Source organism: Paenibacillus sp. JQZ6Y-1 (assembly GCF_040719145.1).
Taxonomy (GTDB): domain Bacteria; phylum Bacillota; class Bacilli; order Paenibacillales; family Paenibacillaceae; genus Saccharibacillus; species Saccharibacillus kandeliae.
Window position 1 is genome coordinate 136,450 of the sequence record NZ_JBFDUZ010000003.1, and the last position, 26,660, is coordinate 163,109.

General features: G+C 47.4%; 21 protein-coding genes. 7 read left to right on the forward strand and 14 right to left on the reverse strand.

Annotated elements, in window-relative coordinates; translation table 11 throughout:
• Positions 1-215 precede the first annotated feature (215 nt).
• The 3 genes from ABXR35_RS16865 to ABXR35_RS16875 all read left to right on the forward strand — a co-directional run bounded on the left by ABXR35_RS16865 (position 216) and on the right by ABXR35_RS16875 (position 4,472).
• Positions 216-1,418, forward strand: coding sequence for a cytochrome P450 (locus ABXR35_RS16865; protein ID WP_367063047.1), 1,203 nt, complete (start codon positions 216-218; stop codon positions 1,416-1,418).
• A 750-nt stretch (positions 1,419-2,168) separates the two neighbouring features.
• A complete protein-coding gene (locus ABXR35_RS16870) occupies positions 2,169-3,143 on the forward strand; it encodes a nuclear transport factor 2 family protein (protein ID WP_367063049.1) in 975 nt (324 codons plus the stop codon).
• Positions 3,144-3,512: 369 nt separating this feature from the next.
• Positions 3,513-4,472 (forward strand): AEC family transporter, encoded by a 960-nt coding sequence (locus ABXR35_RS16875; protein ID WP_367063051.1) that lies wholly within the window; start codon positions 3,513-3,515, stop codon positions 4,470-4,472.
• A 291-nt stretch (positions 4,473-4,763) separates the two neighbouring features.
• On the opposite strand, the gene ABXR35_RS16880 is transcribed toward ABXR35_RS16875, so the two are convergent.
• Genes ABXR35_RS16880 through ABXR35_RS16890 form a run of 3 tightly spaced genes read right to left on the reverse strand, consistent with a single transcriptional unit; the run spans position 4,764 to position 6,229 of the window.
• The gene (locus ABXR35_RS16880; protein ID WP_367063053.1) at positions 4,764-5,384 is read right to left on the reverse strand and encodes an NUDIX hydrolase; all 621 of its coding nucleotides are present in this window, start codon (positions 5,382-5,384) and stop codon (positions 4,764-4,766) included.
• A gap of 33 nt (positions 5,385-5,417) precedes the next feature.
• A complete protein-coding gene (locus tag ABXR35_RS16885) occupies positions 5,418-6,017 on the reverse strand; it encodes a histidine phosphatase family protein (protein WP_367063055.1) in 600 nt (199 codons plus the stop codon).
• 44 nt (positions 6,018-6,061) lie between these two features.
• Entirely contained in the window at positions 6,062-6,229 is a 168-nt protein-coding gene (locus ABXR35_RS16890) for a hypothetical protein (protein WP_367063057.1), read from the reverse strand.
• Between the two features lie 174 nt (positions 6,230-6,403).
• Here ABXR35_RS16890 and asd point away from each other — a divergent pair, with 174 nt between their 5' ends.
• Positions 6,404-7,243, forward strand: a complete 840-nt coding sequence (gene asd / locus ABXR35_RS16895) for an archaetidylserine decarboxylase (protein WP_367063059.1) — start codon at positions 6,404-6,406, stop codon at positions 7,241-7,243.
• 502 nt (positions 7,244-7,745) lie between these two features.
• Here the strand turns inward: asd and ABXR35_RS16900 are convergent.
• Together ABXR35_RS16900 and ABXR35_RS16905 are read right to left on the reverse strand one after the other, a co-directional pair.
• Positions 7,746-8,531 (reverse strand): helix-turn-helix domain-containing protein, encoded by a 786-nt coding sequence (locus tag ABXR35_RS16900; protein WP_367063061.1) that lies wholly within the window; start codon positions 8,529-8,531, stop codon positions 7,746-7,748.
• 194 nt (positions 8,532-8,725) lie between these two features.
• The gene (locus ABXR35_RS16905; RefSeq protein ID WP_367063063.1) at positions 8,726-10,444 is read right to left on the reverse strand and encodes an aminotransferase-like domain-containing protein; all 1,719 of its coding nucleotides are present in this window, start codon (positions 10,442-10,444) and stop codon (positions 8,726-8,728) included.
• Between the two features lie 333 nt (positions 10,445-10,777).
• On the opposite strand from ABXR35_RS16905, the gene ABXR35_RS16910 reads away from it, so the two are divergent.
• The 3 genes from ABXR35_RS16910 (at position 10,778) to ABXR35_RS16920 (ending at position 16,244) form a co-directional block, all read left to right on the forward strand.
• Positions 10,778-11,410 (forward strand): pyridoxamine 5'-phosphate oxidase family protein, encoded by a 633-nt coding sequence (locus ABXR35_RS16910; RefSeq protein ID WP_367063065.1) that lies wholly within the window; start codon positions 10,778-10,780, stop codon positions 11,408-11,410.
• Between the two features lie 187 nt (positions 11,411-11,597).
• The gene (locus ABXR35_RS16915; protein WP_367063067.1) at positions 11,598-12,896 is read left to right on the forward strand and encodes an aminotransferase class I/II-fold pyridoxal phosphate-dependent enzyme; all 1,299 of its coding nucleotides are present in this window, start codon (positions 11,598-11,600) and stop codon (positions 12,894-12,896) included.
• Between the two features lie 363 nt (positions 12,897-13,259).
• Positions 13,260-16,244 (forward strand): S-layer homology domain-containing protein, encoded by a 2,985-nt coding sequence (locus ABXR35_RS16920; protein ID WP_367063069.1) that lies wholly within the window; start codon positions 13,260-13,262, stop codon positions 16,242-16,244.
• 213 nt (positions 16,245-16,457) lie between these two features.
• On the opposite strand, the gene ABXR35_RS16925 is transcribed toward ABXR35_RS16920, so the two are convergent.
• From ABXR35_RS16925 to ABXR35_RS16965, 9 genes are all read right to left on the reverse strand, one after another.
• Positions 16,458-17,162 carry an ABC transporter ATP-binding protein gene (locus tag ABXR35_RS16925; protein ID WP_367063071.1) on the reverse strand — a complete coding sequence of 235 codons (705 nt, stop codon included), beginning with the start codon at positions 17,160-17,162 and terminating at the stop codon, positions 16,458-16,460.
• On the reverse strand, positions 17,159-17,947 hold the full coding sequence (locus ABXR35_RS16930) for an ABC transporter ATP-binding protein (RefSeq protein ID WP_367063073.1): 789 nt from the start codon (positions 17,945-17,947) through the stop codon (positions 17,159-17,161). Before ABXR35_RS16930 ends, ABXR35_RS16925 begins: the two co-directional genes overlap by 4 nt.
• Positions 17,948-18,049: 102 nt before the next feature.
• On the reverse strand, positions 18,050-18,322 hold the full coding sequence (locus ABXR35_RS16935) for a hypothetical protein (protein ID WP_367063075.1): 273 nt from the start codon (positions 18,320-18,322) through the stop codon (positions 18,050-18,052).
• Entirely contained in the window at positions 18,258-19,556 is a 1,299-nt protein-coding gene (locus ABXR35_RS16940; RefSeq protein WP_367063077.1) for a branched-chain amino acid ABC transporter permease, read from the reverse strand. Before ABXR35_RS16940 ends, ABXR35_RS16935 begins: the two co-directional genes overlap by 65 nt.
• A 9-nt stretch (positions 19,557-19,565) precedes the next feature.
• Entirely contained in the window at positions 19,566-20,552 is a 987-nt protein-coding gene (locus ABXR35_RS16945) for a branched-chain amino acid ABC transporter permease (RefSeq protein WP_367063079.1), read from the reverse strand.
• A 90-nt stretch (positions 20,553-20,642) separates the two neighbouring features.
• The gene (locus tag ABXR35_RS16950) at positions 20,643-21,848 is read right to left on the reverse strand and encodes a branched-chain amino acid ABC transporter substrate-binding protein (protein WP_367063081.1); all 1,206 of its coding nucleotides are present in this window, start codon (positions 21,846-21,848) and stop codon (positions 20,643-20,645) included.
• Positions 21,849-22,337: 489 nt separating this feature from the next.
• A complete protein-coding gene (locus tag ABXR35_RS16955) occupies positions 22,338-23,960 on the reverse strand; it encodes a response regulator transcription factor (RefSeq protein WP_367063083.1) in 1,623 nt (540 codons plus the stop codon).
• A complete protein-coding gene (locus ABXR35_RS16960; RefSeq protein ID WP_367063085.1) occupies positions 23,938-25,833 on the reverse strand; it encodes a sensor histidine kinase in 1,896 nt (631 codons plus the stop codon). The genes ABXR35_RS16955 and ABXR35_RS16960 overlap by 23 nt, the downstream gene beginning before the upstream one ends.
• A complete protein-coding gene (locus tag ABXR35_RS16965) occupies positions 25,817-26,647 on the reverse strand; it encodes a carbohydrate ABC transporter permease (protein ID WP_367063087.1) in 831 nt (276 codons plus the stop codon). Before ABXR35_RS16965 ends, ABXR35_RS16960 begins: the two co-directional genes overlap by 17 nt.
• Between the last annotated feature and the right edge of the window lie 13 nt (positions 26,648-26,660).

The following is a 26,660-nucleotide window of genomic DNA, read 5'->3' on the forward strand; positions in this document are numbered from 1 at the left end:
TATCATACTCGTCGCAACCGTTTTGTTTCAGAACGAATATGCAAAGAACCCAACGCAAAGTTTGAAATAATCGTTGTAAAAGTTACAAAATTTGTATAAAGAAAGGTAAAAGGGTATAATAGAGACAGATTATATGTAAAAAAATATATATAAAATGATTATGTATGTACAAGGACATCGATTCGCCATTTCAACATCTTTGAAGGAGGATATGTATGAGTCAGACAAAAACCAAGTACGCCAACTATATCCCGATGCGAGAATTGAACACAACGGAGAACCAATTGTATCCATTTCATGCGTATAATGAATTAATGGAGCAAACCCCTGTCCGCTATGATGAGAATCGGAAATGCTGGGATGTATTCCGGTACGAAGATGTACAGTATGTACTCAAAAACCCAAAATTATTCTCATCTCAGCGCAATCGTAGCAATCAAAGCCTGTTGTATATGGACCCGCCGAAGCATAAACAGCTTCGCGATCTGGTCAATCAGGCATTTACACCGAAACGAATTGAGCAGCTAGCTCCGCATATCCAAAATATCGCGGACGATCTACTGGCTCCCCATCTGACAAAAGGTCATATCAATCTGGTTCATGAGCTGGCTACACCGTTACCTGTAATCGTCATTGCTGAACTAATTGGTGTACCTACAACAGATCGAGATGCCTTCAAGCACTGGTCCGATCTGCTTGTCAAAGGTGCGCGTGACGACAGCGAAGAAGCGTTTCAGGAATTGATGGACGAAAAAACACGTGCGCACGATGAACTAGAGCAGTATTTTGGCGAAATTGTTAATCAGCGTCGTGAGCACCTGAAAAACGATCTGATCTCTCTGCTCATTCAGGCAGATATTGAAGGAGAACAATTAAGCGATCTGGAAATTATCCGATTCTGCATCCTGCTGCTATCAGCTGGTAATGAAACGACGACCAATCTGATTACCAATGCGGTTCGTATTTTGTCTGAGCAACCTGAGCTGCAACAGCAATTGCGCGAGAATCCCGAATGGATTCCGATGGCTGTGGAAGAAACGCTGCGGTATTATCCACCAATCGTGGCAATTGGTCGGGTGGCGCATGAGGATGTAGAGCTGCAAGGTCAGCATATTCAGGCAGGACAGCAGGTCATCTCTTGGGTCGGTGCAGCCAACCGCGATGAACGCAAATTCTCACAGGCAGAAGCATTTATCCCCAATCGCAAACCGAATCAACATATGGGCTTTGGTTTTGGTATCCATTTTTGCCTCGGCGCTCCACTCGCCCGTTTAGAAGGTCGAGTCGTGTTACAAACCCTGCTGCGTCATATGGAACATATCCAGTTAGCAAATGATGCTCAGCTGAAGCCGATCCAGAGTGCTTTTGTGTTCGGTGTGCAGGAGTATCCAATCACATTTAACCCGCTCAATCCGTGAGCTGGTGAGCTGGTGAGCTGGTGAGCTGGTGAGCTGGTGAGCTGGTGAGCTGGTGAGCTGGTGAGCTGGTGAGCTGGTGAGCTGGTGAGCTGGTGAGCTGGTTAATTATGCTGCATGATAAGAAAGAATAAAGAATATTTTTGGTATAGGTTGATGGTATTGTGAAAAAGCCGTTTTGCTCTTTTGAGCAGAACGGCTTTTATTTATACGTATATCCTTTGGGGTAGGTCATAGATGGCAGCTAGTAATGCCGTTCTTGCTATGTATTTATATTACGATCGTTATTCTTAATCTACTCATTATCTCATATTCACTATTCACCATTCGTTCTTCGTTCTTCGTTCTTCGTTCTTCGTTCTTCGTTCTTAACTAGTCCCACATATATTTGCCGTTCACCCAGACTCTATACATCTCAATCTGCTTATTCCCGTAGCACTTCGAATTTTACTGATCTTACTCTTCATCACTATGAATATAACTATAAATTGGACGCAATACTATTTTAAAGATTTGATGAAAATGCAGGACTATTCGCTTATTTTTAGCCGAATATACTGATTTTTAGCCATTCTGCATTACACTCATCCTCACTTGTATCCTATTATCAAAGGGTAAACACTTGCTTACACATGCTTTCATCCAGTGCTTACAAGGTCCTTCTCGGTAAACTTGAAACATGTAATGTTACAGGTTACAATCAAGGCAATCCGGCAGCTTCAGCTGACCGATACTTTTGAAGGAGTGATCTGAATGCCAAGAAAAACATCTGTTTTGCTAAGTATGTCCCTCGCTTCTGTTCTGACCTTGAGTACCGTTGGTACTGCTGGAGCTGCTGCTGTAGATAGCACCAGTTGTCAGTCGGTAAACTCGGTATCTGTAAAAACCAAAACGGCTACTTCTACCGCTCCACAAACTCAACAGCAAAAAGCACAAAAACAATTAACACAAAATAAACAACTTGTTTTGAATATGTTTAAAACGATTTTTACTGAACATAAGCTTGATCAGGCTAGCCGCTATATTGCTACCGATTACATCCAGCATAACCCGCTCGCTGCCAATGGTCGCCAAGCCTTTGTCGACTTTTTCCAACCATTCGTTAAACAAAATCCAGATTACAACGTAGAGGTCAAACGCATCATTGCCCAAGGTGATCTGGTACTTGTACACAGTTTAGCAAAAACAACCAAATCCGATCGTGGCATGGCTGTTGTCGATATATTCCGCGTCAAAAACAATAAAGTCGTTGAGCATTGGGATGTCGGTCAATCCGTACCGGAAAAATCCGCCAATGACAATACTATGTTCCCGCTGGCAGGCACACCTGTACAAGTGAAAGCTACCAGCACCAAGCAGGTTGCCGCCAATGTGAAGCTGGTAACGACATTCTACAATGATTTTTTCAATAAAAGAGACATTCATGCTCTCACTAAATATGTAGCTGAGGATTACATCCAGCATAATCCTACTGTACCAACAGGACGCAAACCACTGGAATCCTTTATCCCGATATTGAAGCAAAACCCAGATAATCAGGCTAAAATTGTACGTGTCATTGCCGAAGGCGACATTGTAGCACTCCATGTTCATTCTACAGCCAACAAACAAGACCGCGGCTCTGCCGTCATCGATATTTTCCGCGTAGCCAACGGCAAAATTGTTGAACACTGGGATGTAGTTCAGCAGGTGCCAGAGCAGTCGGCGAATAATAATACGATGTTTTAAAACAAGCTTTTTCTGAGTTGAAATAGAATCTATTCGTTTTTATGATATCTAATTTGCCAACTAACCTGATTGTTGCAGGCATATGATTATGCCATGTAGAACAATCAGGTTTTTTCATCTCATTTATGCAAAAATGAATAAAAGAAACTATTATGTTCCAAGTCTTATGTTAGTTATAAGGTGAATGATACTTCAATACCGCTCATTATCCACTTGTTATAAATATAAACAATCAAAAAAATACAATTAATAGTTTAAACCTATAAATACATAGGATTCAAGTATTTGACCCTACAACTATTCAGGCGTAAAGTGAAAAACGTTCTAAGATATTCGATGAAATCCACCTCACCGGAAAGGATGTGCTTTATGCTCACTCAGTTGCTGTCTACGATGTATCAGGTATTTTTGCCGATTTCTCTGCCGGTGATCGGTGGTGTGCTATTACGGCGGTTTCGAGGGCTGGATACAAAGCCGCTCGCGACCTTGTCGCTCTATGTATTAACACCTTCGATCGTGTTCAACACTTTACTGCATGCGGATATTTCGCTGGGGGATGTAGGGCATACCATTAGTTTTTCGTTGCTCAGTCTCATCATTTTATGGCTCATCGCGATTGTATTGAGTCGAGCGCTTCATCTGAATGCACAGGAGCAAGCCGGATTAACTATGATTTCGACATTTACGAATTGTGTCAATTATGGGTTGCCGTTAGTGTTGCTGGCTTTTGGTCAATTGGGATTGGATAAAGCTTCGGTGTATGTGATCGGGCAGATGATTATTGTGAATACAGTTGGAGTGTTTTTCGCGGCTCGTTCTCACTTTTCGGTTCGTCATGCGGTGTATTCGGTCTTTCGGTTGCCTGCCATTTATGCAGCGATAATTGCGAGCGTCTTGCGAATGAATGGTGTATCCTTACCCACTGCATTAGATGAAGGATTTGCCATGCTGGCAGCGGCTTATTCGCCAGTAGCACTGGCAGTTCTGGGTGCACAAATGATGAATGTCGGCATCTCGAACGTCCCTGTCGGTAATGATTCCGCGCAACTTGCCGCAGCAGCTGCCCCAACCCGTCGTGCATTCTGGGCAGGTCTGAGCTTACGCATTGTAGCGGCTCCGTTATTATCGTGGTTACTGCTGTGGTTACTTGGCATTGACGGCATTTTGTTCAATGTACTGTTTATTTTGACCTCCATGCCAACAGCGGTGAATGCGGTCATTTTGGCAGAGCAGTTTGGTGCTGCGCCTCGTCTGGTGTCCAGATGTATTGTATGGACGACACTCAGCTCGATCATTGTGCTACCTGTATTGATTTATATTCTTCAATAAAAGATGATTCCATCACAAAAACAATAGGATACCGTACCATGATTAACATAGCGAAGCATCCTATTGTTTTTTACATCATATGATATTGCGATAGTCGTCTAGCCTTGATACAAACTATCGTTTGAATCATCTTGAACAGACGATCATGTTACTTTATGCAGACATTCTCCTACTCGCTCTACTACTTGCCGATTAGACTTTTCATCGCTTCTGATCTTGCTATATTCATAAATGATGCTACAAGGATTCATATAAAGCCACCCTCGTGCAAAATAACAACACAGCAATAGCTTAATCGCAAAATACAGGCAGATCGGGATGACGCAGATGTTCAAACAGCGTTCGGATCTGCTTTTCTGTATTACGTTCTACAGATAACGGTGGCAATTCATCTTCCGCAAAAAAGCCAACCTCCATCGTCTCCGTCGTATCAACGGCTGCTTCGCCTCCGGTAATCTCGCACAGAATGAACATTTTATACACATGCCAAGGTGATGGCGGGTGCTGGTGGAATTTTTTGTCGATCACGCCAAGCAGGCGCACGGCTCTTGCTTCATATCCAGATTCCTCAGCAATTTCCTTCACGACAATTTCCTTCGGTGACAATCCAATATCTGCCCAACCGCCCGGCAGTGCCCAGGCTCCATCGATTTTCTCGCGAATGAGCAAAATACGGTTATCCTGAAATACGACACCGCGCACATCCACTTTGGGCGTCGCGTATCCAGTCTCATTAGCAAACAATCCACGAATCTGCTCTTTGTCCACATCCGTGTACTGTTCCATAATCTCCAGACTCAGCTCACGCAATTGCTGGAAACGCTCGATATCATACACATCGCGCGAATATTCTAGCCCCGCTTGACTAATTGCCTGCAACTGCTTTGCCCATTCCAGCCACTTCGGCTCCACTGCTACCACCCTTTCCATATCCTCGCCCGACCGTCAATCCGCCGAGTTTGTTTCATATGGTAACAGATGGCGGGTACAATTGTACAATTCGCAATCCCATTGCTTTGGATCATCGCAATGAACAACAGTGATCGACATATTCTCAAGCGCATGCCATTTCGGCTCCTGCTGCAAAATCGCATTCAGCACATGGTTCAGCAGTACACCGTGGCTAACGATGAGAATACGTTCATTTGGATAGCGCTGCGCCAGCTCACTCAGACAGCTAATGCCGCGTGCTGCGCCCGATTCTGGTGTTTCCAGCCCAAGGTCTTGCTGCTTCCAATCCTCACCCCAGCGTTCAATGCGCTCCGCCTGAGTCGTTCCTTCGATCAATCCACCGTCCAGCTCACGCAAACGCGGATCACAGGAGATGTCCAGCTTGGCAGCTTCGGCAATCGCCTGTGCCGTCTGCTGTGCGCGAATCAGGTCGCTGGCATAGATGCGATCCCACTGTTCACCAGCGATACGCTCGCCAAGCAGACGCGCCTGCTGCCAACCATTTTCATTTAAAGGAATGTCTGAACTGCCTTGTGCACGGCCTTCTTTGTTCCAGATTGTACTTCCATGCCGGATCAAGCCGAACGTCGTCATAATGATGCCTCCATTCCCTGTCGTTTCTATTCATAGTCGCTGTATTATAAAGTGACTTTTGCATGTAAAAGGTATACAATAATCTTTTGGCACGCCTGTTTTGCATAAACAGGCGAATCTAGACCTTTCTCTATTTTATCATTTTTCCAACATGCAGTCTGCCATTTTGAGTGCTGATGTGCATCATGCACCTCTACTTCTTTTGCTACCATGCTGTAATAATTTCCTTCTGCAATTGATTTTGCGGTATATATATGTCAATATAACGACACCAAACGGGCGAACATGCAGGATCGTCTATTGTATCACCAAGAACATGATTCATGTTTCAGAAAAATAGGTTACTGTTTAGGTGTTCTTATTTTGGAAAGGGGTTCAATCCTATCATGGCCAATACCATGTTTCGTCTGTTCACCGAGTTATCCTCTCGCAAATGGGTATCCCGACTAACAGGCAGCTTTGCCCAATCGCGCGCCAGCCGCGCTATGATTCCGAAGTTTATTCAAATGTACGGAATTCCGGCTGAAGAAGCAGAAAAAAAGCTGGAAGATTATCATACACTGAACGAATTTTTCACCCGGCGTCTGCGTCCCGGTGCACGACCAGTGGATGCTGACTCCATGTCGCTGACCAGCCCAGTGGATGCGCTGATCACAGCAATGGGACCGCTGAATAATGAGTTGATTCCCAATGTCAAAGGACAGGATTACACGCTGGAAGAACTGTTAAATCATTCGCCGCGTATGGAATCGTATCGAGATGGTTATATGTTCGTGCTGTACCTTAGTCCGCGCGACTATCATCGCATTCATGCTCCTGTTACTGGCAAACAAACCGAACGCGAGCATATCGCAGGTAAGGTGTATCCCGTTAACGAGAAAAGTATGGTCAATATGCGTACTGTACTTAGCCGCAATGAGCGCCAAATCACGTATATGGCGCACCAATGTGGCGAAGTCGCTGTCGTGAAAGTGGGCGCGCTGAATGTGAGCAGTATCAAGTATGCCGATGAACAGCGCACGAGCTGGAACAAGGGCGAGGAGCTAGCTTATTTTGAATTCGGCTCCACGGTTGTGTTATTAATGCAAAAAGGTACCTTTACGCCAGATGAACGACTGACCGTAGGCAGTCGCGTCAAAATGGGCGAAAAGCTTGGGATGCTGGTGGATCTAGAAGCAACACGTCCTTACCAGCGGATCAAGGAATCCGAATTGCAAAAGCAGTAATCGAGCAGAACGTCATTCGTGGCGTCATACGACCGCCACGTAGTATCCATTGTGTAAACGACACATAAAGCCTGGACAGCATATACGCTGACCAGGCTTTTTTCGTGTTTCTGTATGCCGCCCTCCCGTAGGAGGCTGCACTCGGAAATGTGAGGCTATATATGGGAAATCGCTTGTATATCGTTAAGTATAAAACGTTCTCAGAACCAAGCCTCCGCTTCAGGGATACTGATCTCAAAGCGGCGCAGGCGGCTACGGAAACTTGTTCTACCGTTTCCTTGATTGCCGTTGTTCATACGTCCACGTCGTCTAAAACGCATCACTGTGCCCTCCTTTCCTGATGACTGTATGTGTAAGAAAGCTGTATGTGAGTGGAGTGCTGCATCTATACTGAGATGTAATATGATTTACACAGCCTTTACAAATCGATGGAACATGAGTTTTACTTACCCCTGCGTGTCAGCACTGAAACAAGCAGGCAACAAGGGTAAGCGCATGTGCATCAGCGAATTTCGGAAGGGCTTTTGCCAGTGTATTGCTTGAATTGGCGACTGAAAAAGAAAATATCACGATACCCTAGCGCATCTGCCACTTCGGTCACATTCATGCCGGTATATACCAACAGATGCTCAGCGCGTTCGATCCGCATACGAATGATGTACGATTGTACCGACACACCGATCAGTTCTTTGAATTTGATGGAAAAATAGCGTGGCGACAGCCCCGCACGCGCAGCTAGATCTTCTACGCGATGCGCCAGACTTGGATGCTGACGAATATAGTTTGCCACTTCCTGAATCGTTTCGTTCAACTGATTGCTGACCTTGCGCGGTACAGGCTTGCGCTGTTCCTCACGCAGCAGATGGATCATCAGCTGTTTCAGAATCAGACGCGCTTCCTCCTCCGCAGCAAATGCCTGCTCTAGCAGCAGACGTACATAACGAACAAGCATATATTCAAAATCAATCGTTTCTTCCAGCATGCGATATTGTACGGGTACTCGGCTCACTGGCTGATCTACGTCAAAGTGAATATACGTGAGCACCAGCGGCTTTTGCGGATTATGAGTGGCAGTCGTCTCGTCACCCGGACGGAACAGAAAACAGCTGCCTTTGCTGATCGCATACGGCTCTCCGTTCAGAATCAATTCTCCTTCTCCGCTCCATACGTAGAACAGATCATAGTTCGGCATCGGTTTTTCCCGCTTTGGCCAGCGCCACTCCGGTTCACAGAAGATTTTGGCAAAAGCCGGTTTTAATATGTAAGAAGATGGCGATAATTCCAGCATCCCTTTCCCCCCTTAATTCATGATTGTGTATTTATCAATAGCCGCAATACAGCCATATAAGCTTGTTCATTCTCGGCACAGCACTGATGATGCAAAAAAGTTGCTATGCGCTTATATTGCGCAAAAAGAAAGCATTCGTCAATGGTTTACACTGCATCGCTACCGGAAAAAGGCACTGTACAGCATGTACGATCCTACCATTGATTCTGCAACACCCGTTGCCATGCCAGCTGCAAACGCCGGATTCCTTCTTCAATCTGAAACTCATCCATCTGGGCAAAACTGAAGCAAACCGAAGGCGGTCCCGGCGTTAATCTTGAATCTGCCGCATCCCGCCACTGCACCTGCAACTCACTAGCTTCGCGCCGAAAGGATTCATATTGCTCTACCGATTGCGTCCATATGCCATACCGGTGCAATCCCGAATCGGTCGGCATCCAGTCAAACAGACCATGTAATGTATCGTCCATGTGCTGCTGCATTACATCAAACCGAGAGCGATACAGTCGAGTCATGCGACGCAGATGTCGCATATATTCGCCACGCATCATAAAGCGTGCCAGCGCACGCTGCTCCAATTGCGAGGACGGCAGTGGATCATACAGCTTTTTGGCTGCGATGAGCGCGGATGATAGACCGGGCGGCATGACCGCATAACCGATACGCAGACCAGAAAACATACTTTTTGAAAAGGAACCGACGTAGATGACCGACTCTGACGTATCCAGTGCCTTGAGCGGCTCAATTGGACGTCCGCCCCAGCGAAATTCGCTATCGTAATCATCCTCCACAATCCACGCCGAATGACGATCTGCCCATTGCAGCAGCTGCTGACGGCGTGCCAGCGGTAAAATAACGCCTGTCGGAAACTGGCGTCCCGGTGTAACAAATAATAGCTGTGATGCCCAATCCTGTGGGAGTATTCCATGCCGATCCAGCGGCGCAGGTATAATCTGACCGCCACTTGCTGTAATCGCACGAGCGATGCCATTGTAACAAGGGTCTTCCAGCACCACATGATCCTGCTCGTTGATGAGTAGCTGACACAGCAATACAATCACTTCCATCGAACCGCTACACAGCACAACCTGCTCTGGTCGTGCCTGAATCCCTCTTGTCCGTCCCAAATGGGTACAAATCGCCTCGCGTAGACGTTCATCTCCAGCAATGCCTGTGCTGCTAGCAAAATCGGGCGATTGCATATCCCGGCTTGCCGACGCGAGTGCCGTTTTCCATGCCGATAACGAGCTACCAGACAATAAAATATCGGGCGGTGCAAACGAAATGGGCGACAAATCGCCTTCTTGCTTAAATGAAGAGGAAGCTGCATTAGCTAGGGAATGCTGGGTGTTGATATTTTTATCTTGAACATGATTATCGAGATCCAGCACACGTTGTCCCCAGCGTGATAGTTGCGGACGCATGGATGATGCTGATTCTGCTGACTGGATGTGGTCGGCAAGAGAATGATGATGGGCTAACGAATCGGTTGCAGGTAATGTGGGTACAGCTGATAAGTCCGCTGAGACAGAGGTGATAGCATACGGCTTGTGTGGAAATGCCTGTGTGTCGATACGTTGCTGTGATTCGTATTCGTTGGACCGATAGTTGGCCGATTGATCCGTAGACTTGTCATTGATAGGAAGCTTCGGCAACTCTGCGAGTTGAGCAGCGACGTACGTGCCGCGTCCAACAGCAGATTCCACATACCCTTCTGCCAGCAGTAGATCATACGCTTCCGCCGCACTCCCACGCGAAATACCGTATAGCTCCGCCAGCTTACGCGTAGAAGGCAAGCGACTGCCGCGTGCAAGCGTTCCATTCAATATCGCTTCTCGCAGCGCATGATACAATGCCAAATATTTATGCCCATGTCGCTCCAATTGACGCTGATAGGAAATCATAATCTCCATCGTCTCATCCTCCTTTCCACTCCATTCTCTAACAACTGTCACTGTCACTGTCACTGTCACTGTCACTGTCACTGTCACTGTCACTGTCACTGTCACTGTCACTGTCACTGTCACTGTCACTGTCACTGTCACAAATGATGATGGGGAACCTATGTAATACTTGTCTACTTGCCTATTCGCACTTTAACTCACTAAAATTGGACTACTCGTTTTCTAGGTTATTGGATCTTTTCACCTGTCACTTTTTAGCATAATCTCAAACTACATAGTTGGTCAACCAGTGGCATGACGAGGAACTTCCGTGAAGCCCGCAGACAGAAGGAGAGAATACACATGCGTAGAAAAGACTTTTCGATAGAGGAACAGCAGGAGATCGAAGAATTTTTGGAAGAGGTTAGCTTTGGGTTTCTGGGAATTCCGAGCGAGGATGGATGGCCACGAGTAGTGCCGCTGAACTTTGCGTATGGCAATGGTGTCTTTTATGTGCATGGTAGCCGCGTAGGTGAAAAGATGAAGTTGCTACAGCATGATAATCGGGTCAGCTTCTCAGCGGCACATGAATATACGCTGATCCCTTCCTATTTTACAGATGCAGATATGGCGTGTCCGGCAACGTCTTTTTTTAAAAGTGTAACGGTACGAGGACATGCCGAAATCATAACCGATCTGGACGAGAAGGCGGAAGGATTGAGCATTTTCATGCGTAAATTGCAGCCAGAAGGCGGCTATGATCCTATCACCACCGACGATCCTCGGTATATTCCACGTCTAAAAGGTGTCGCACTTATCAAGATCGTTCCGCAGGAGTGGAGTGCCAAATTCAAATTCGGACAAAATATTAAAGGTGACGAACGTCAGCAATTGATCAACGGTTTGCAGCAGCGCGGTTCTACGGGTGATCTAGCAACGCTGGACATGATGAAAAAGTACTGCCCTGCTCACCGCTCCTCATCAGAACAGGCATAACATTCCACCACCAACACATATTCACATCCTTTTCACATCTCGTAGCGCAAAATTCACCGTCTGCACCGTGACACCTTTGCACCGTCAGTGCTATACTATGAGACAGCGAAATCAGGCGGAAGCTCCTGAACACTTTGTACACTCTTCGCCTGGTTAATATTTAAGCAGACCCGGAAGGATGAAAAAGATGAACCCATTGGCAGGACAATTGAATGACAACTTGAAAGAGGACAGTCCGTATATTTATGATATGCTGTCCGCGCTCGGCAAAGAGCTGTATTTTCCGAAGGAGGGCATATTGAGCCAATCGGCGGAAGCGTCGAGCAAGGCGAAGAAATACAATGCTACCATCGGAATTGCAACGGAAAACGGCAAGCCGATGCATCTGAAGGTCATTCAGGACTCCTTATCCGCTTTTCAGCCAAAAGATCTGTACCCGTATGCTCCGCCAGCTGGTAAACCGGAATTGCGCACCGCATGGCGCGAGAAAATGATCAAGGACAATCCGTCTCTTGCCGACAAAACATTCGGTAATCCGGTGGCAACCAATGCACTGACCCACGGCTTGAGCATTGTTGCTGATCTGTTCGCCGACGTGGGCGATGCCATCATTTATCCAGACAAAAACTGGGAAAATTACGAGTTGACCTTTGGCGTACGTCGTGGTTCAGAGATCGTCAATTATCCACTGTTTACCGAAGATATGAAATTTAACAGCGACGGACTACGCGAAGCACTGCTCTCGCAAAAAGACAAAGGCAAAGCGATTGTCATCCTGAATTTCCCGAACAATCCGACGGGTTATACGCCGGATGTGGAAGACGGTCATCGCATCGTAGCAGCGATTAACGAGGCGGCACTGGCAGGGATTAATGTAGTTGTTGTAACAGACGATGCGTACTTCGGATTGTTCTTTGAAGATTCGATGCATGAATCGCTGTTCGGCGCACTGACCGGTTTGCATCCGCGCGTGTTGCCGATCAAGATCGACGGCGCAACCAAAGAAGAGTACGTATGGGGCTTCCGCGTCGGATTCATCACATATGGCGCGCAAAGCAGTGTGGCGCTGAATGTATTGGAGCAAAAAACACTGGGTATTATCCGTTCCACAATTTCCAGTGGTGCGCACCCTTCACAAACGTTCGTGCTGCAAGCATTGCAATCGCCGGAGTTTGATGCGCAAAAAGAAGAAAAGTTCCGCATCATGAAAGGTCGCGCCAACAAGGTCAAAGATTTGCTCGATAGCGGCAAATACGGCGATGTGTGGGAATACTATCCGTTTAACTCTGGATACTTTATGTGTCTCAAGCTAAAAGATGTGTCCGCTGAGGATGTACGCCAGCGCCTGCTGAGTGAGTACGAGATCGGTACGATTGCATTGGGCGAGTATGATCTGCGCGTGGCATTTTCCTGTATCGAGGAGAGCTATCTGGAAGATCTGTATGATCTGATTTACCAAGCGGTTCTGGATGTAAAGCAGGGGTAAGACAATAACAAGCGATACACCCAAAAGAATAAGATACAACATTCATCAAGTCTGCGGGATATGCTGAGTAATCGGTATGAGCTCCGCAGGCTTTTTTTATGATAAAAACGTGCGAGCCTAACGTTTGCGGGGTTGATATTAGGTTGATGACTGGCGAATGGAAATGAGGTTCATCATGCAACATCCATCCCTTTCCATTGCAGGAAAAATCCATTTCCAAATCCGTTTTGTTATAGTATTATGAATCCATATACCTACATACCTATTTCCTATAATAATAGATAAAAAATAGCAATTATAGGCGGAAAGTTGTGGATTATATACACGTCAACTTATATCCATTCAATTGGGGGAACAAGCAGAATGACTAAAAAGAAAGTACAACCGTGGGCTGTGCTGTTATTAAGCACATTTCTTGTGCTGCCTATGACAGGCTTCACTGGTATGTCGACGGCTCACGCAGCAACAGATACACAGAATCACTGGGCAAAGCAAGTATTGAACGATTGGCAAACCAAAGGATATATTAGCGGTTTTGAAGATGGTAGTCTAAAGCCCGATCAAAGTGTCACCCGATCACAGCTTGCTGCTTTGATCAACAAAGCATACGGCTTCACACAGGCTACTTCCATTCACTATACCGATGTGCAATCATCCGATTGGTACTACAATGATGTAGCCATTGCCAAAGCAGAAGGTTATATGGAAGGATACAAAGATTCCACCTTCCACCCCAATCAACAAGTCAGTCGGCAGGAACTCGCAGTCATTCTAACCACGCTGAAGAAGCTAAAATCATCCAATTCAGCGAATACACTGACAGATACCGTCAACAGCCCCTCTTGGAGTAAAGGCTCCATCGGCGCCGTCATCGACAGCGGTCTCATGAAAGGCGACGAAAAAGGCTTCCGTCCCAAAGATACAACGACCCGCGCCGAAGCCGTTACCGTATTGGATCGTTCCATGCAGGCAGCGACTTCAGCCGCAACCGTATACAATACAGCAGGTGTCTATGGTCCAGCCAGCGGACAGCAATCTTTAGCTGGCAATGTACAGTTGAATGCCGCAGGCAGTACCTTGCGCAATACGATCATTGAAGGCGATCTGCTGCTCGGTGAAGGGATTGGCGAAGGCGATCTGTTGCTGGATCATGTTACGGTTAAAGGTACGACAACGATCAATGGCGGTGGCAGTCACAGCATTCATTTGAAGGATTCTACATTTGCGAACGTGATCGTGAATAAGAAAAGTGGCAATGTACGCCTCGTCACTGCCGGATCAACGACCATTCAGCAGCTACTGCTGCAATCTGGAGCTACATTGGAAGAAGAAACATCGACAGCTTCTGGCTTCAGCAATGTGATTTTGTCTTCGTTTATCCCATCTGGCTCGACGGTAAGCATGAAAGGGCATTTTGATGCGGTCGATGTCGCTTCCTCTGGTGTGAGTATTCAACTGGAGAGCGGTAGCGTGGAGCAATTGGCAGTATCCGCTAATGCAGCCAACAATCGCATTAATCTGCCGACTGCTGCCTCGATCGGTACACTCAGTTTGAATGCACCAACGACCGTAAACGGGAATGGAACGATCAATCAGGCATATATCCGTTCTGCTGGTGTCGCTATCACACCAAGAGTTGGACAAACAACCCTAAGTAGTGGTATTACTGCAAAAGTACAAGGCGATACATTAGGTGCTCCACAAGCAACAACGAATATTAGAAAAGACGATGACAAGGACAAAACCAGTCCACCATCTGCACCGGAAGTAACAGAGCCGCAAACCTACAATTTGGATATGATCAACGGACAAGCGACTTTACCAGCAGAATTAGCTTATGCTGGATTGAATATGAGCGATATGAAAATAACCGTCACGCTGGATGGCAAACCATACTCGCCTTTGCTGTTGACCTCATTGCACTACGATAGCGCCAGTCATTCGCTACGTTTTGCACCGTTTACCGTGAAAGAAGTCAATTACGGCAAAATCGTACAAATGACGGTAGAACCATCCGGTCCATCCTCATTACTGAAAGCTTCGCTCAAAGGCAGCTTCCGCATCAATGGTGCGGTTGGACGGATTGCCGATCTGCAAGGTAACGGGGTAACGGACATGTTGATTTCTTTCCGCCGCGGCATGGATGTACGTACTGGTCCCATCGTAACGACGACCGAAAGCGGACGTGACGGCGAGTATCGATTGGATCTGCCTCCCGGCGTCTACACTGCCGAATTGCAAAAAGACGGCTACCTTATTACGTACGTTACCGTTTCTGTTCTGGCAGAACAATATACTGAAACGGATGCGGTTGCCATTCCGAACGCGGAGCAGGATCAGATTCGCATCGTACTGACTTGGGGCGAATTTCCGCAGGATGAGGATGCTCATCTGATCGGTCCAGCCGGAGATGGATACGGTTTCCATATCTCTCCGACAGATGATCACAACTATATCTATAACAATGAAGTGTATGCTCAACTGGAACAAGACCAGCAAGAATCATATGGACCGGAAACAATAACGATTCGCAAACGTACAGATGGAGAATATCTCTTCTATGTGACGAACTATAGTGCTATGAATTCATCCAGTGCAGCTACTCTGAGCCGTTCGTCTGCAAGAGTAGAGGTATATGTCGGAGATGCCAGCGCACCGATGAAAACCTATGATATTCCGAACACTGGCGGTGACGAAATGGTATGGCGCGTCTTTGATCTGGAAGTCAAAGACGGTAAACTGCAATTTTGGGATTATAATAGTCTGTTTGATATTGTCCCTTATTCGCCATACATGCCAGTTCAGGACAGAACGCAGCTGAATGATTGGAAACAACAAATGAATGATGAAGCAGATTTGCTGCCTGCAAGCCTGACTTTGCCATACGATACAACCCCACAGCAAGCGGTTGAATTGATTACAAATGGCAGCGACTCAAATGTCGAGCGCACCATAACTTCTATCAAGCCGGTTCAAACGTCTACCACAGCAAATTCAAGTACCGTGACCACAGATACGTATCTCGGTCTGTCCGATTACAAAAATAATGTACAGTTACTGCAATACAATGGCAGTACGGATGCGCAACAATACGATGTAACGGTACAATTTAACATCCAGAGTCTAGAAACGAGCCGAGTCGTGCGTATTACCGTTCCGACAGTAGACACATGGCTGAGTGAAGCCGCGGCTGAAGCACAAACGCTGATTAATCGTTATGCCCCTGAAGAAGATACAGCGCAATTACAAGCTGCTCTTACCCGTCAACAAGCATTGGCTAACGATGCAACCGTGCCTGATAAGATTGCAACGTTGAAGCAATTGAATACAGAATTGAGTAATTGGTAAAAAGCATAGCGGAGTATCGAGACAAGCAGAACAACAAAACAGAACCATAACAAAATAGAATCATGTATAAAAAAGCCAGCCCCTTTTATCAGGACTGGCTTTTTTATGCATGATTAGAAGGTGAGAGATGATCTTGCACATCCTATAGCATCGGATCACATCAATCTTTACGATCCATCACTACGAATCGTTTATCGTTTATAAACTGCTTATCTACGCCAAATATGCCTCTTTCACCTGATCATTTTTCAGCAGCTCGCTAGCCACATCCTGCAAGGTAATCTCGCCCGTCTGGATGACATATCCGCGGTGTGCAATCTGTAGCGCTTGATACGCATTCTGCTCCACCAACAAAATCGTCATGCCCGTTTGGTTTAGCTCCTGAATAATCTCAAAAATCTGATCCACAATGACCGGCGCCAGTCCCATTGACGGTTCATCCAGCAGTAGGATTTTCGGTCCCATCATCAGACCTCGGGCAATCGCCAGCATCTGCTGCTCACCGCCACTCATCGTACCGCCCACCTGATGGTACCGTTCCTTCAATCTAGGAAAATAGGCAAATGCCTTTTCGATGCGCTCTTTGATTACGCTTTTGCTTTTAACCGAGAACGCGCCCATTTCCAAATTTTCTTTGACCGTCAAACGTGGGAAAATACGTCGCCCTTCCGGCACATGGGCGATACCGCCCTGCGCAGTCAAATGCGGTGGTTGGGCGGTGATGTTTTTGCCGTTAAACCAGATTTCGCCTTTCATCTTCACCTGACCGCAGATCGATTTGAGCGTAGTCGATTTGCCTGCTCCGTTAGAGCCGATCAGGGTCACAATCTCGCCCTCGCTCACTTCAATATCGATACCGCGCAGCGCTTGAATGGCGCCGTAATATGCTTCGACCTGTTTTAGTTGCAGCAGACTCATTCCGCCACCACTCCTTCCTCCACCGCGCTTTTACCGAGATATGCCTCGATCACTTTCGGATTGGCACGAATATCCTCTGGTCCGCCCTCGGCGATCTTCACCCCATGATCCAGCACCAGAATATGATGAGACAGCTCCATTACAAGCTTCATATCGTGCTCGATCAGAATAATAGAAATGTTCAGTTCACTCTGGATGCGCCGAATGAGTCCAGTCAGGTCGGCAGTTTCGCGCGGGTTCATACCGGCAGCAGGCTCATCGAGCAGCAGCACCTTCGGCTTGGCTGCCAGCGCACGGGCGATCTCCAAGCGTCGCTGTGCACCATATGACAGACTGCTTGCTTCAGCATTGTACCATTCCGCCAGCCCAACATATTCCAGCAATCGATATGCCTCTTGCTGTGAATGATGCTCCTCGTGCCGAACACGTGGCAGATTGAGCAGCGTACCGACAACACCTGTTTTCAGATGAATATGCATACCGACCTGCACATTTTCCAGTACGGTCATGCTGCCAAACAGCCGAATATTTTGAAAGGTGCGGGCGATGCCTTTGCCAGTAATGCGATCTGGCTTCACATTGACAATCGATTCGCCATCCAGCTGAATACTACCGCCATCTGGCACATAAATACCGGTAATCATATTGAAAAAGGTCGTCTTGCCCGCACCGTTTGGTCCGATGACCGCGGAAATCTGACCGCGCGGAAATTCAAAATCCACGCCGCCCACCGCAGTCAGTCCACCGAATGTCTTGGTCAATCGGCTCACTTTCAGGATGCTCATCCTACCAACCTCCTTTTTGTATATTTGTACAGATTCAATCGTATGACAATAGCTATCGCTATGTTCATGTCTGCTCTGTCGATGGCTATTCCATGTGTAGATTTAATGATCGTGTCGATCCTCCGAGATTGGTATAGGCACGATCGTCGCAGGCGTGTAGCGCGCCACAATGGAGCTAGTCAGATGACTATATCCACTTTTCCAGAAGGAAGTACGCTGTTTGGACACATCCTGTTCTATCTGACTATCGTTAGCCGTATGGCGTGTTACTACGGTTGTACGTCCACTATTCCGCGCTAATGTATCCTCTTCATTTCGAGCTAACTTCGGTGCGAATGGCAGCAGCAGGGGTTTTAGGGTTTGGATGATGGTCACCGGTAACAACCTCCTTCGGAATTTTGCGATTTTTGGCAGCGATCAGACCGTTAGGACGGAAGATGGCAACCAGAATCAGGATCATGCCGAAAATAAACCGTTGCATTTTGGATGGAGATAACGCCGTTGGTACATTGATTACGCCTTGCATGGACAACTGATTGAGCCAGTTGGTCACTTCGGTCAGCACCTGCAAATTCAGGATTGTGACGAGGCTGGCACCGAGGATAACGCCCGGCACACTACCCATACCGCCAAGCACAACCATAACGAGAATCGTCGTCGATTCAATCAACGTAAAGCTGGTCGGATCGATAAAGGTTTGCTTCGCTGCGAACACAACGCCCATCATACCGGAAAAGGAAGCCCCAATCGCGAAGGCGATCAGCTTGGTGCGGATCAGCGGAATCCCCATCGATTGAGCGGCGATTTCATTTTCCCGTACCGCTTTCCATGAGCGTCCTAACCGTGAATGCTCCAATCGGCGTACTGCGAAGATGACGATAAGCAAAATAGCAATCACGATAAAGTAAAACTGATGTGGAAAGGTAAAGTCAAAGCCGAACAAATCCGGCGGTTGAATCGAGGACAAGCCCATCGCCCCGTTGGTGATGTTGACCGGCTTTTCCAGATTGTTAAAGATAATACGGATAATCTCCCCAAAGCCGAGCGTAACGATTGCCAGATAATCGCCCTTAACCCGAAGCACTGGCAAACCGAGTAGAATCCCGAAGATGCCTGCCATAAAGCCGCCGAGCAAAATGAAGATCCAGAACGTACCGCCTGATAGCGGGAACAGCTCACCAGAGATAAAATTGTTCGCCTGATCGGTAGCAAAGATACCGTACGTATATGCCCCAACTGCGAAGAAGGCGATAAAGCCCATATCCAGCAGACCGGCAAAGCCGACCACAATATTCAGTCCCAGTGCCATCGCGACATAGATGCCACATTGGGTTGCGACTTCCATATACGATTCATACGACGGTCCACCGGACGTCGCAAATGGAATGACCACAACCAGCAGCACTAGAGCGATGATCCATTTGATCCCATTGGTAAAGGAGGTGTAATACAGCAACAGCAGCGATGCCAACATTAACAGAAAGGCGGTGACTGAACGATCCATCAGATAGACCGCCCCCGCCGTCACGAGGGTAAAGGCGATCAGGATCAAGCCCTGTGCCAGCTTGCTGCCGCGCAGCGATGAGCGTACATTTGCCAGTTTTCCCATATGCTTCACCTACACTTTCTCTTTGACGGCTTTGCCAAACAAGCCTTCCGGTTTGAAGATCAGTACGACGATCAGAATCGCAAAGGCGAATACATCCTTGTATTCTGCGCCGAAGTTGCCGCCAGTCATGATGCCTAGGTTGGCGGAAGCAAACATCTCCAGCACCCCGATTACGACACCACCAAACATGGCACCACGGATATTGCCGATACCGCCTAATACCGCAGCGGTAAACGCTTTGAGACCGAGGATAAAGCCGATATACGGATCAATTGTGCCGTATTGCTGAGCGAACAGAACGCCTGTCGAACCGCCCAATGCCGAACCGATAAAGAAGGTTAGCAAAATGACTTTGTTCACGTTGATCGACATCAGTGAAGCCGTCTCACGATCCTGCGCTACCGCACGCATCGCGCCGCCCCATTTGGAACGATTGACGAAAATGTCCAGCCCAATCATCAATACAATCGCTACGATAAAAATAAAGATCGTATTCGTCTTCACTGTGGCATTGCCGAATGCAGCCGACAACGACGAGAAGCCGAGTGTAAAGCGTCCTTCAAACAGCTGCGGTACACTGACGATATAATTGCCCGTTTTCAGCTCGGCGATAAAACGCACCACATCCTGTAGCACAAACGATACACCGAATGCCGAGATGAGCGAGATCAGCTTGGGTGCTTTGCGCAGTGGACGATACGCCACCCGTTCAATGCCCACACCGAGCGCGCCCGTTACCATCATCGCAATAAACAGAATCAGTACATACGATAACCACGGCGGCATACCACTCGACAAGCCCATCGCCTGAAATCCGAACAGAACAGCGGTACCGACAAACGCTCCGGTCATAAAAATCTCTCCGTGCGCAAAGTTGATCAATTCCAGAATGCCATACACCATCGTGTATCCGAGTGCTACGACCGCATAAATCGCGCCCAATGCCAGACCGTCGATGAGCACCTGGGGCAATGTTTGTAAGATAGTTGCGAACATGAACGTACCCCTTTCGTAAGGAATAAAACAAGAGCCAAAAGGTATGCCGTCAACCTGCACATACCTTTTGGCCGCATGCTAACTTCCGTATTATTGGCTCACCTCGGAAACCAGTTCACCCGGATACGAGTCGCCTTTGAATTCGTAAATGTAGACTTTGGCAAAGGAGTTATCACCCTTGTCATCAAAAGAAACCTCGGTTGCAATCCCTTTGAAATCCTTAGTTGCACGTACTGCATCACGAACCGCTTCGCGTGTTGGCATCTCGCCTTTGCTGCTTTCGACCGTTTTCTTGATCGCATCCAGCATGATTGTCATGGAATCGTACGCATAAGCGGAGTAGCCTTCCGGCGCTTTACCAAATGCTTTTTGGTAGCGTCCTGCCCAGTCAGCCCCGCCTTCCATTTTGGCAATTTCACCAGCTACGGAGCTGTACAGTGCACCTTTGACATCGGCACCTGCCACTTCCACCAGACCGGAGGAATCAAGTGCATCGCCGCCCATAATCGGTGCAGTAATACCTTTGTCGCGTGCCTGCTTGATGATCAGACCGCCTTCGGCATACAGACCGCCGAAGAAGATAAAGTCTGGATTTTGCGTCGCCGCAATGTTAAGTACGCCGTTGAAATCTTTTTCGCCGACTGTAATGCCTTCGTAACCGACGATCGTTGCACCTAGCTCTTGTGCTTTATCGCGGAATGCTTCGGCAAGACCTTGACCGTAAGCTGTTTTATCCTGAATAACAAAGATCTTTTTCGCGCCGACCGTGTTGACAGCATAGTTGGCGGCTGCCGGACCTTGGAAGTCATCACGCGCTACGACGCGGTTAGCGACTTTCAGCTTGCGATCCGTAAACTCGGTTGCCGTACTGGCTGGCGAGATCATTGGAATATTGTATTTCTCGTACACAACGGAAGATGGAATGGATACACCGGAGTTCAGGTGGCCGATTACGCCCAGTACCGATTGATCTGCACCGATTTGCTCGGCATTGGCAACGCCTTTTTTCGGATCGCCTTGATCATCGTAAGGAACGAGTTCGAGGGAATAGCCTAGTTTGGTGAATTCTTCTTTATGATCTTCAAGCGACATCTGTGCGCCGAGACGAATTGCTTCGCCCTGAATCGAGCTACCGCCCGACAATGGCGATTGGGTGGCAATTTTGATTACTTTGCCTCCACTGCTCTCTCCCCCGGATGCACCGGTTGTTGTTCCTGTACTGCCGCTATTACCGCAACCTGCGAGTAGACCGGTAATCAATGTTGCTACCACCAAACCATTCCATTTCCACTTCATACTTTGTAATCCCCCTCTTTAATGTAAGTTTTTATAACATATAAAGATATAATAACTTGACTAAAGTATACATAGACCACATGTATAGAGCAATCAAAAGTTTTAATCCAATACTTCATATATTGGAACATATTATGAATTAATATTTCAAAATTCCGAATAATATGCTGGATAAACGTCTTTATGTTTCGTTTTCTACACCTTTTCTATACATTCGATAAATAAATATGCATTTTAGAGTGATTTCATTCATAGCGCATTGTAGGTTTATGTAGTTTTACGTAGGTTCTCGTTTAGAATTTTCAGCCCTCTCAATGTTAACTTATATAACATTATGTCATCAATATTTTTTATCATATCGTTATTTTTTATTTATCAGTAGCGATTTAGAAAAGACTCATCGGAAAAAGCCACCTGTATCGCATACAAGGTTATCTTTTTCCGATGAGTCTTTGGTTGAGGATCTGTATATCATCATATCTAGTTGCATTAGGAACAATGATTCCGTGTCACGCTCAATGTCCGGTATTCTTTGGGCGTCATGCCTGTTACCTGTTTAAAAATAGAGACAAAATATTTGTATTCCCGATAACCGACTTGATCCGCGATTTCGAAGATTTTGTATGGCGTCGTAGATAGTAGCTTTTTCGCTTCCTGTATCCGTAGTTCATTCATATATTCGGTAAAGCTCTGACCGGTGCCTTGTTTGAAAATATAACTGAAATAGCCGGGCGTAATTTTGAGCCATGCAGCGACCTCAGATGCTTTCAGATCGGTGTCGTATTGTTGGCGAATCATCGTTTTGGCTTTTTCGATACTCCAGTAATGACGATCCAATCCCTGTCGTCCCAGCTGCTCGAGCAATTGCCGCCACTCCTTGCCCACCTGTGCCTGTAGGGCAGCAGTAGAGTTGTAAGCAGGCAGCGCTAGCCGAATGATCGGCTCTGACGCCCCCTCCTGCAAGCCGCTGTTACGCAGACGCTGACGGAGCAAAATAGTTACTTCCTCGCACGTTTGCACCATATCGCTCAGCAAATACCGATGATGATCATATTCGGCAAACAGCTGCGCAATCAGCTGTAGCAGCAACTCATGATCCTGCTGAAATAATGCACCGGTCAAACGGCGGCAATAGTCCGCGGTGTCTATAATCGGCAGCTCTTGCTCCATGCTCACAGCCTGAGAAGCATCTGCACCTATAATGAGCCGCTGTTCATCTCGTACCGATTGATATAGCAGCCGTATCGCTTCCTGACAATGCAGCGATGTAGCAGCAAGTTCGTCATAGGTTGTCGATAGCCCGCCCTGCAATGGTTGCTCTGACGAATGATCCTCTATGATCTGCGTAATGATTGATTGAAGCGGGGGATGTACGGGATGCGTCGAATTTCTTTTTTCCTGATCTACAATGAGGGTTACCAGCAGATTGTGATGCTCAAAGCAGGACACACTGCGATACCCTGCTGCTTGTAATGTGTTATCCAGCTGATGCTGCCATCGCTGCTGAATCTCGGCATATTGCTGCGGCGGATGACCGGCATGGCGCTCCTGATAATGCTCCAACCATGTTGCCAGTACAGTAAACGATTGCCCTTGCAGCCATACTGGTTCAGGCAGCGGATCATTCGCAATATGCCGTGCTTGACGCAGCAACCATGCCGCTGCTTCGACTTCCAGCTTCTCCTCCTGTACAGTCTGACGCTGTTGCCATTGCTGAACTACGCCACCCACAACGCTAATCAACTCGTCAATCTCTACCGGCTTGAGCAAATAATCCTGTACGCCCAGCTTCATCGCCCGCCGCGCATAATCAAATTCCTCATGTCCACTAATCATAATGACATGCACCTGCGGAAAATGGGCTTTCAGCTGTTCTGCCAGCTTTAGCCCATCCATGCCCTCCATGCAAATATCCGTTAGCACCAAATCAACGCCATATTCCGCCACTAGTTCCAGCGCCTCGTATCCATCATACGCCTCGCCGACCACTTCCACTCCTAGTTCACACCAGTCAATCGTATGACGCAAGCCCTGACAAATGACTGGCTCATCGTCTACAATCAGCATCCGAATACGATCTTGGTTGTCTCTAGCTTCCGTATTCTGTTGCATTGTATTCACCGCCCATTCTGTTCGTTGACTCTCCCGGCAGTACGATGCGCAGCCATGTACCCTCCTGCGATGAAGAGATCACTTTCAATCCGTACGGCGTTCCGAAAAAGATGGATAATCGATCGTGAATATTGCAAAGCGCTCCGCGCCGCTGCTGCTCATCGCCGTGACCGTCTAGCAACTGCTGTACCTCTGCCAGCCGCCCCGGTGTCATTCCTTTGCCATTGTCGATCACATCAATATGGATCTCAGCTTCTGCTCGGTAGCAGCGAACAGCAATTTGATTGACATTTTGCCGACGATTTAGCCCGTGCTTGATCACATTCTCCACCAATGGCTGAATGGTTGCCTTTAACATCAGCTGCTGCTCTAGCCCTGCTTCGGTATACAGACTATATTGCAGCCGTCCGCCCAGTCGATGCTGCTGCAAGTAGAGATACGATCGTACCAGCTCTAGCTCCTGCTCCAAGGTGGAACGATAGCTTTTGCTGGTCATGCCATTACGGAAAAAGCGCGATAACATCTCAATCAGCTGACTGGAACGCTCTGCCTTTTCCAAGCGTGCCGTCCAGCGGATCATATCCAGCGTATTGTAGAGAAAGTGCGGGTCGACCTGCTCCTGCAATAGCTTGAGTTCCGATTCGCGCTGGCGCAGCTCCAATCGGTATTTGTAATCAATCAGCTCGCGGATCGTAATGACCATTTCGTTAAACTTACGTCCCAGCTCGGCAATTTCGTCGCGCGAGCGAATAACGACACTGGCATGAAAGTCACCGCGGCTCACTCGATTCGTTTCCCTTTTCAATTCCAGAATCGGACGGATAATTGTAAAATGAAATCCGATCAGCGCGCTCAGACTGAGCAGCAGAATTGCACCCAAAATAAGCGTCATCATCCATTTGATCCCCTGAAAGCCTTCATTCACCTTAGATTGGGGAATCAGCGCTACAATATGCCAGCCCGTCGCCGTATCAATCGTACGGGAAAAGGACAGATAATCCTGTTTACCGAGTACTGGAAAGGTCACCTGATCATCTACACCGGCAGTTAATATATCTACAAACGCCGGATCAGCAGTGAATCGCTCCGGCAAAGGCTGACCTGCGCTTAGAACCGTATGCCCTTGATCATTGACGAGCCACACCGATCCGCCATCCTTGAAAATACCATTATCCAGCAGTTTGACCATACTGGCTTCGTCCATTCGTACAATCAGCCGCCCTAGCGGACGCGTAATCTCATCGTATGAGTTAATGATGCGAAATAGCGAGATCAACTGCGTTTCCCCCGCCCAATCGCTATGCAGTGGATACCCCGTACTCCACACGATACCGCCGCGACGCGCTTCCGCCTGTCGAATCCACGATTGCTCGCTGCCGCTAAATGGCTCGCCCATCAGAATGTTATTGCCATTATATCCGTTGATAACAATCGAACGAATATAGCTTTTTGAGATCAATTGAAAGGTGAGAAAGCCCTCGATATTGCGCTTACGATTTTCCAATTGAGCAGGTGTCAACACAGGATATGGCTGCAAAAAGGCACGCATATCTGGATTTAGAATCATATAGTCGGCAATATCCTCCACCATCTTCGTCTGCTCGGCAAGCTGACTGGTGACTGTATCCAGATTACGCCGAGTCGAGCTAATAAACTGATCCTGCAATGCTTCATTAAATTGATGCTGTACAATCACACCTACACCGAACGTTGGCAAAATAATAAACAGCAGGAAAATGCCCAGCGCCTTGCGCTTTAGCCCAAAATTGCGAAATCCGCCATATCGGTTCATTGCGACGCCTCCCTGCTGTTCCTGCTGTTCCTGCTGTTCCTGCTGTTCAATGATTGTGTATAGTTTAGCCTTTGACTGCACCTGCTGTCATCCCAGTAACCAGTTGTTTTTGCAGCAACAGATAGAAAATGATGATCGGAATGAGTGCAATAGTCAATGCTGCCATTTGCAAGGTGAAGCTTGCCGTCTCAATCCCGACGAAGTTGGCAAGACCGAGCGGCAGCGTCTTCAGCTCCGACGATGTAATCAGCACCAGCGCAAACAAATACTCATTCCAATTATAAATAAAGTTCAAAATAATAACCGTGACAAGCGCCGGTCGCGTAATCGGCAATACAATATGCCAAAATATCCGAAAAATCCCGCAGCCATCCACAATCCCTGCCTCTTCCAGCTCCTTCGGCAGATTTTTCATAAAGCCTTCCAATATCGCAATCGTCAGCGACAAATGAAATGCAATATACGGCAAAATAAGCGACCAGTACGTATCGATCAAATGCAGCTTCTGCATAATCAAAAAGATCGGAATCAAAGTCGCATGAATCGGCACTAGCAGACCGAGCAAGAACAATCCATAGAGCGGTCCACGCAGCCGAAAGCGAAAGCGCGCCAGAAAGAACGACGCCAACGCACCCAGCAGCACGGTAATGATCATCGCCGCAAACGTTACGATGATACTATTCAGAAAATACGTATCCATATGCGCCACATCCCATGCCTGCGCATAATTATCCCATTGCAGGCGTTTTGGAAATGAGAACGGGTTCATGGCATGCTCCTGCTCCGTTTTGAAGGAGCCGACCACCATCCAGAACAGCGGCACAATGTTCATAATGGCAAATAAACTGAGAAATACATAAATCACGATTTTAAAACCGGGCGATGTCCGCACCATCTACTACTCCCCC

Excerpts from the sequence above, each read along its gene's own strand:
- ABXR35_RS16865 (WP_367063047.1), top strand. The coding sequence starts at position 216 with ATGAGTCAGACAAAAACCAAGTACGCCAACTATATCCCGATGCGAGAA.
- ABXR35_RS16870 (WP_367063049.1), top strand. The coding sequence starts at position 2,169 with ATGCCAAGAAAAACATCTGTTTTGCTAAGTATGTCCCTCGCTTCTGTT.
- ABXR35_RS16875 (WP_367063051.1), top strand. The coding sequence starts at position 3,513 with ATGCTCACTCAGTTGCTGTCTACGATGTATCAGGTATTTTTGCCGATT.
- ABXR35_RS16885 (WP_367063055.1), bottom strand. The coding sequence starts at position 6,017 with ATGACGACGTTCGGCTTGATCCGGCATGGAAGTACAATCTGGAACAAA.
- ABXR35_RS16890 (WP_367063057.1), bottom strand. The coding sequence starts at position 6,229 with ATGGTAGCAAAAGAAGTAGAGGTGCATGATGCACATCAGCACTCAAAA.
- asd (WP_367063059.1), top strand. The coding sequence starts at position 6,404 with ATGGCCAATACCATGTTTCGTCTGTTCACCGAGTTATCCTCTCGCAAA.
- ABXR35_RS16900 (WP_367063061.1), bottom strand. The coding sequence starts at position 8,531 with ATGCTGGAATTATCGCCATCTTCTTACATATTAAAACCGGCTTTTGCC.
- ABXR35_RS16905 (WP_367063063.1), bottom strand. The coding sequence starts at position 10,444 with ATGGAGATTATGATTTCCTATCAGCGTCAATTGGAGCGACATGGGCAT.
- ABXR35_RS16910 (WP_367063065.1), top strand. The coding sequence starts at position 10,778 with ATGCGTAGAAAAGACTTTTCGATAGAGGAACAGCAGGAGATCGAAGAA.
- ABXR35_RS16915 (WP_367063067.1), top strand. The coding sequence starts at position 11,598 with ATGAACCCATTGGCAGGACAATTGAATGACAACTTGAAAGAGGACAGT.
- ABXR35_RS16920 (WP_367063069.1), top strand. The coding sequence starts at position 13,260 with ATGACTAAAAAGAAAGTACAACCGTGGGCTGTGCTGTTATTAAGCACA.
- ABXR35_RS16925 (WP_367063071.1), bottom strand. The coding sequence starts at position 17,162 with ATGAGTCTGCTGCAACTAAAACAGGTCGAAGCATATTACGGCGCCATT.
- ABXR35_RS16930 (WP_367063073.1), bottom strand. The coding sequence starts at position 17,947 with ATGAGCATCCTGAAAGTGAGCCGATTGACCAAGACATTCGGTGGACTG.
- ABXR35_RS16940 (WP_367063077.1), bottom strand. The coding sequence starts at position 19,556 with ATGGGAAAACTGGCAAATGTACGCTCATCGCTGCGCGGCAGCAAGCTG.
- ABXR35_RS16945 (WP_367063079.1), bottom strand. The coding sequence starts at position 20,552 with ATGTTCGCAACTATCTTACAAACATTGCCCCAGGTGCTCATCGACGGT.
- ABXR35_RS16950 (WP_367063081.1), bottom strand. The coding sequence starts at position 21,848 with ATGAAGTGGAAATGGAATGGTTTGGTGGTAGCAACATTGATTACCGGT.
- ABXR35_RS16955 (WP_367063083.1), bottom strand. The coding sequence starts at position 23,960 with ATGCAACAGAATACGGAAGCTAGAGACAACCAAGATCGTATTCGGATG.
- ABXR35_RS16965 (WP_367063087.1), bottom strand. The coding sequence starts at position 26,647 with ATGGTGCGGACATCGCCCGGTTTTAAAATCGTGATTTATGTATTTCTC.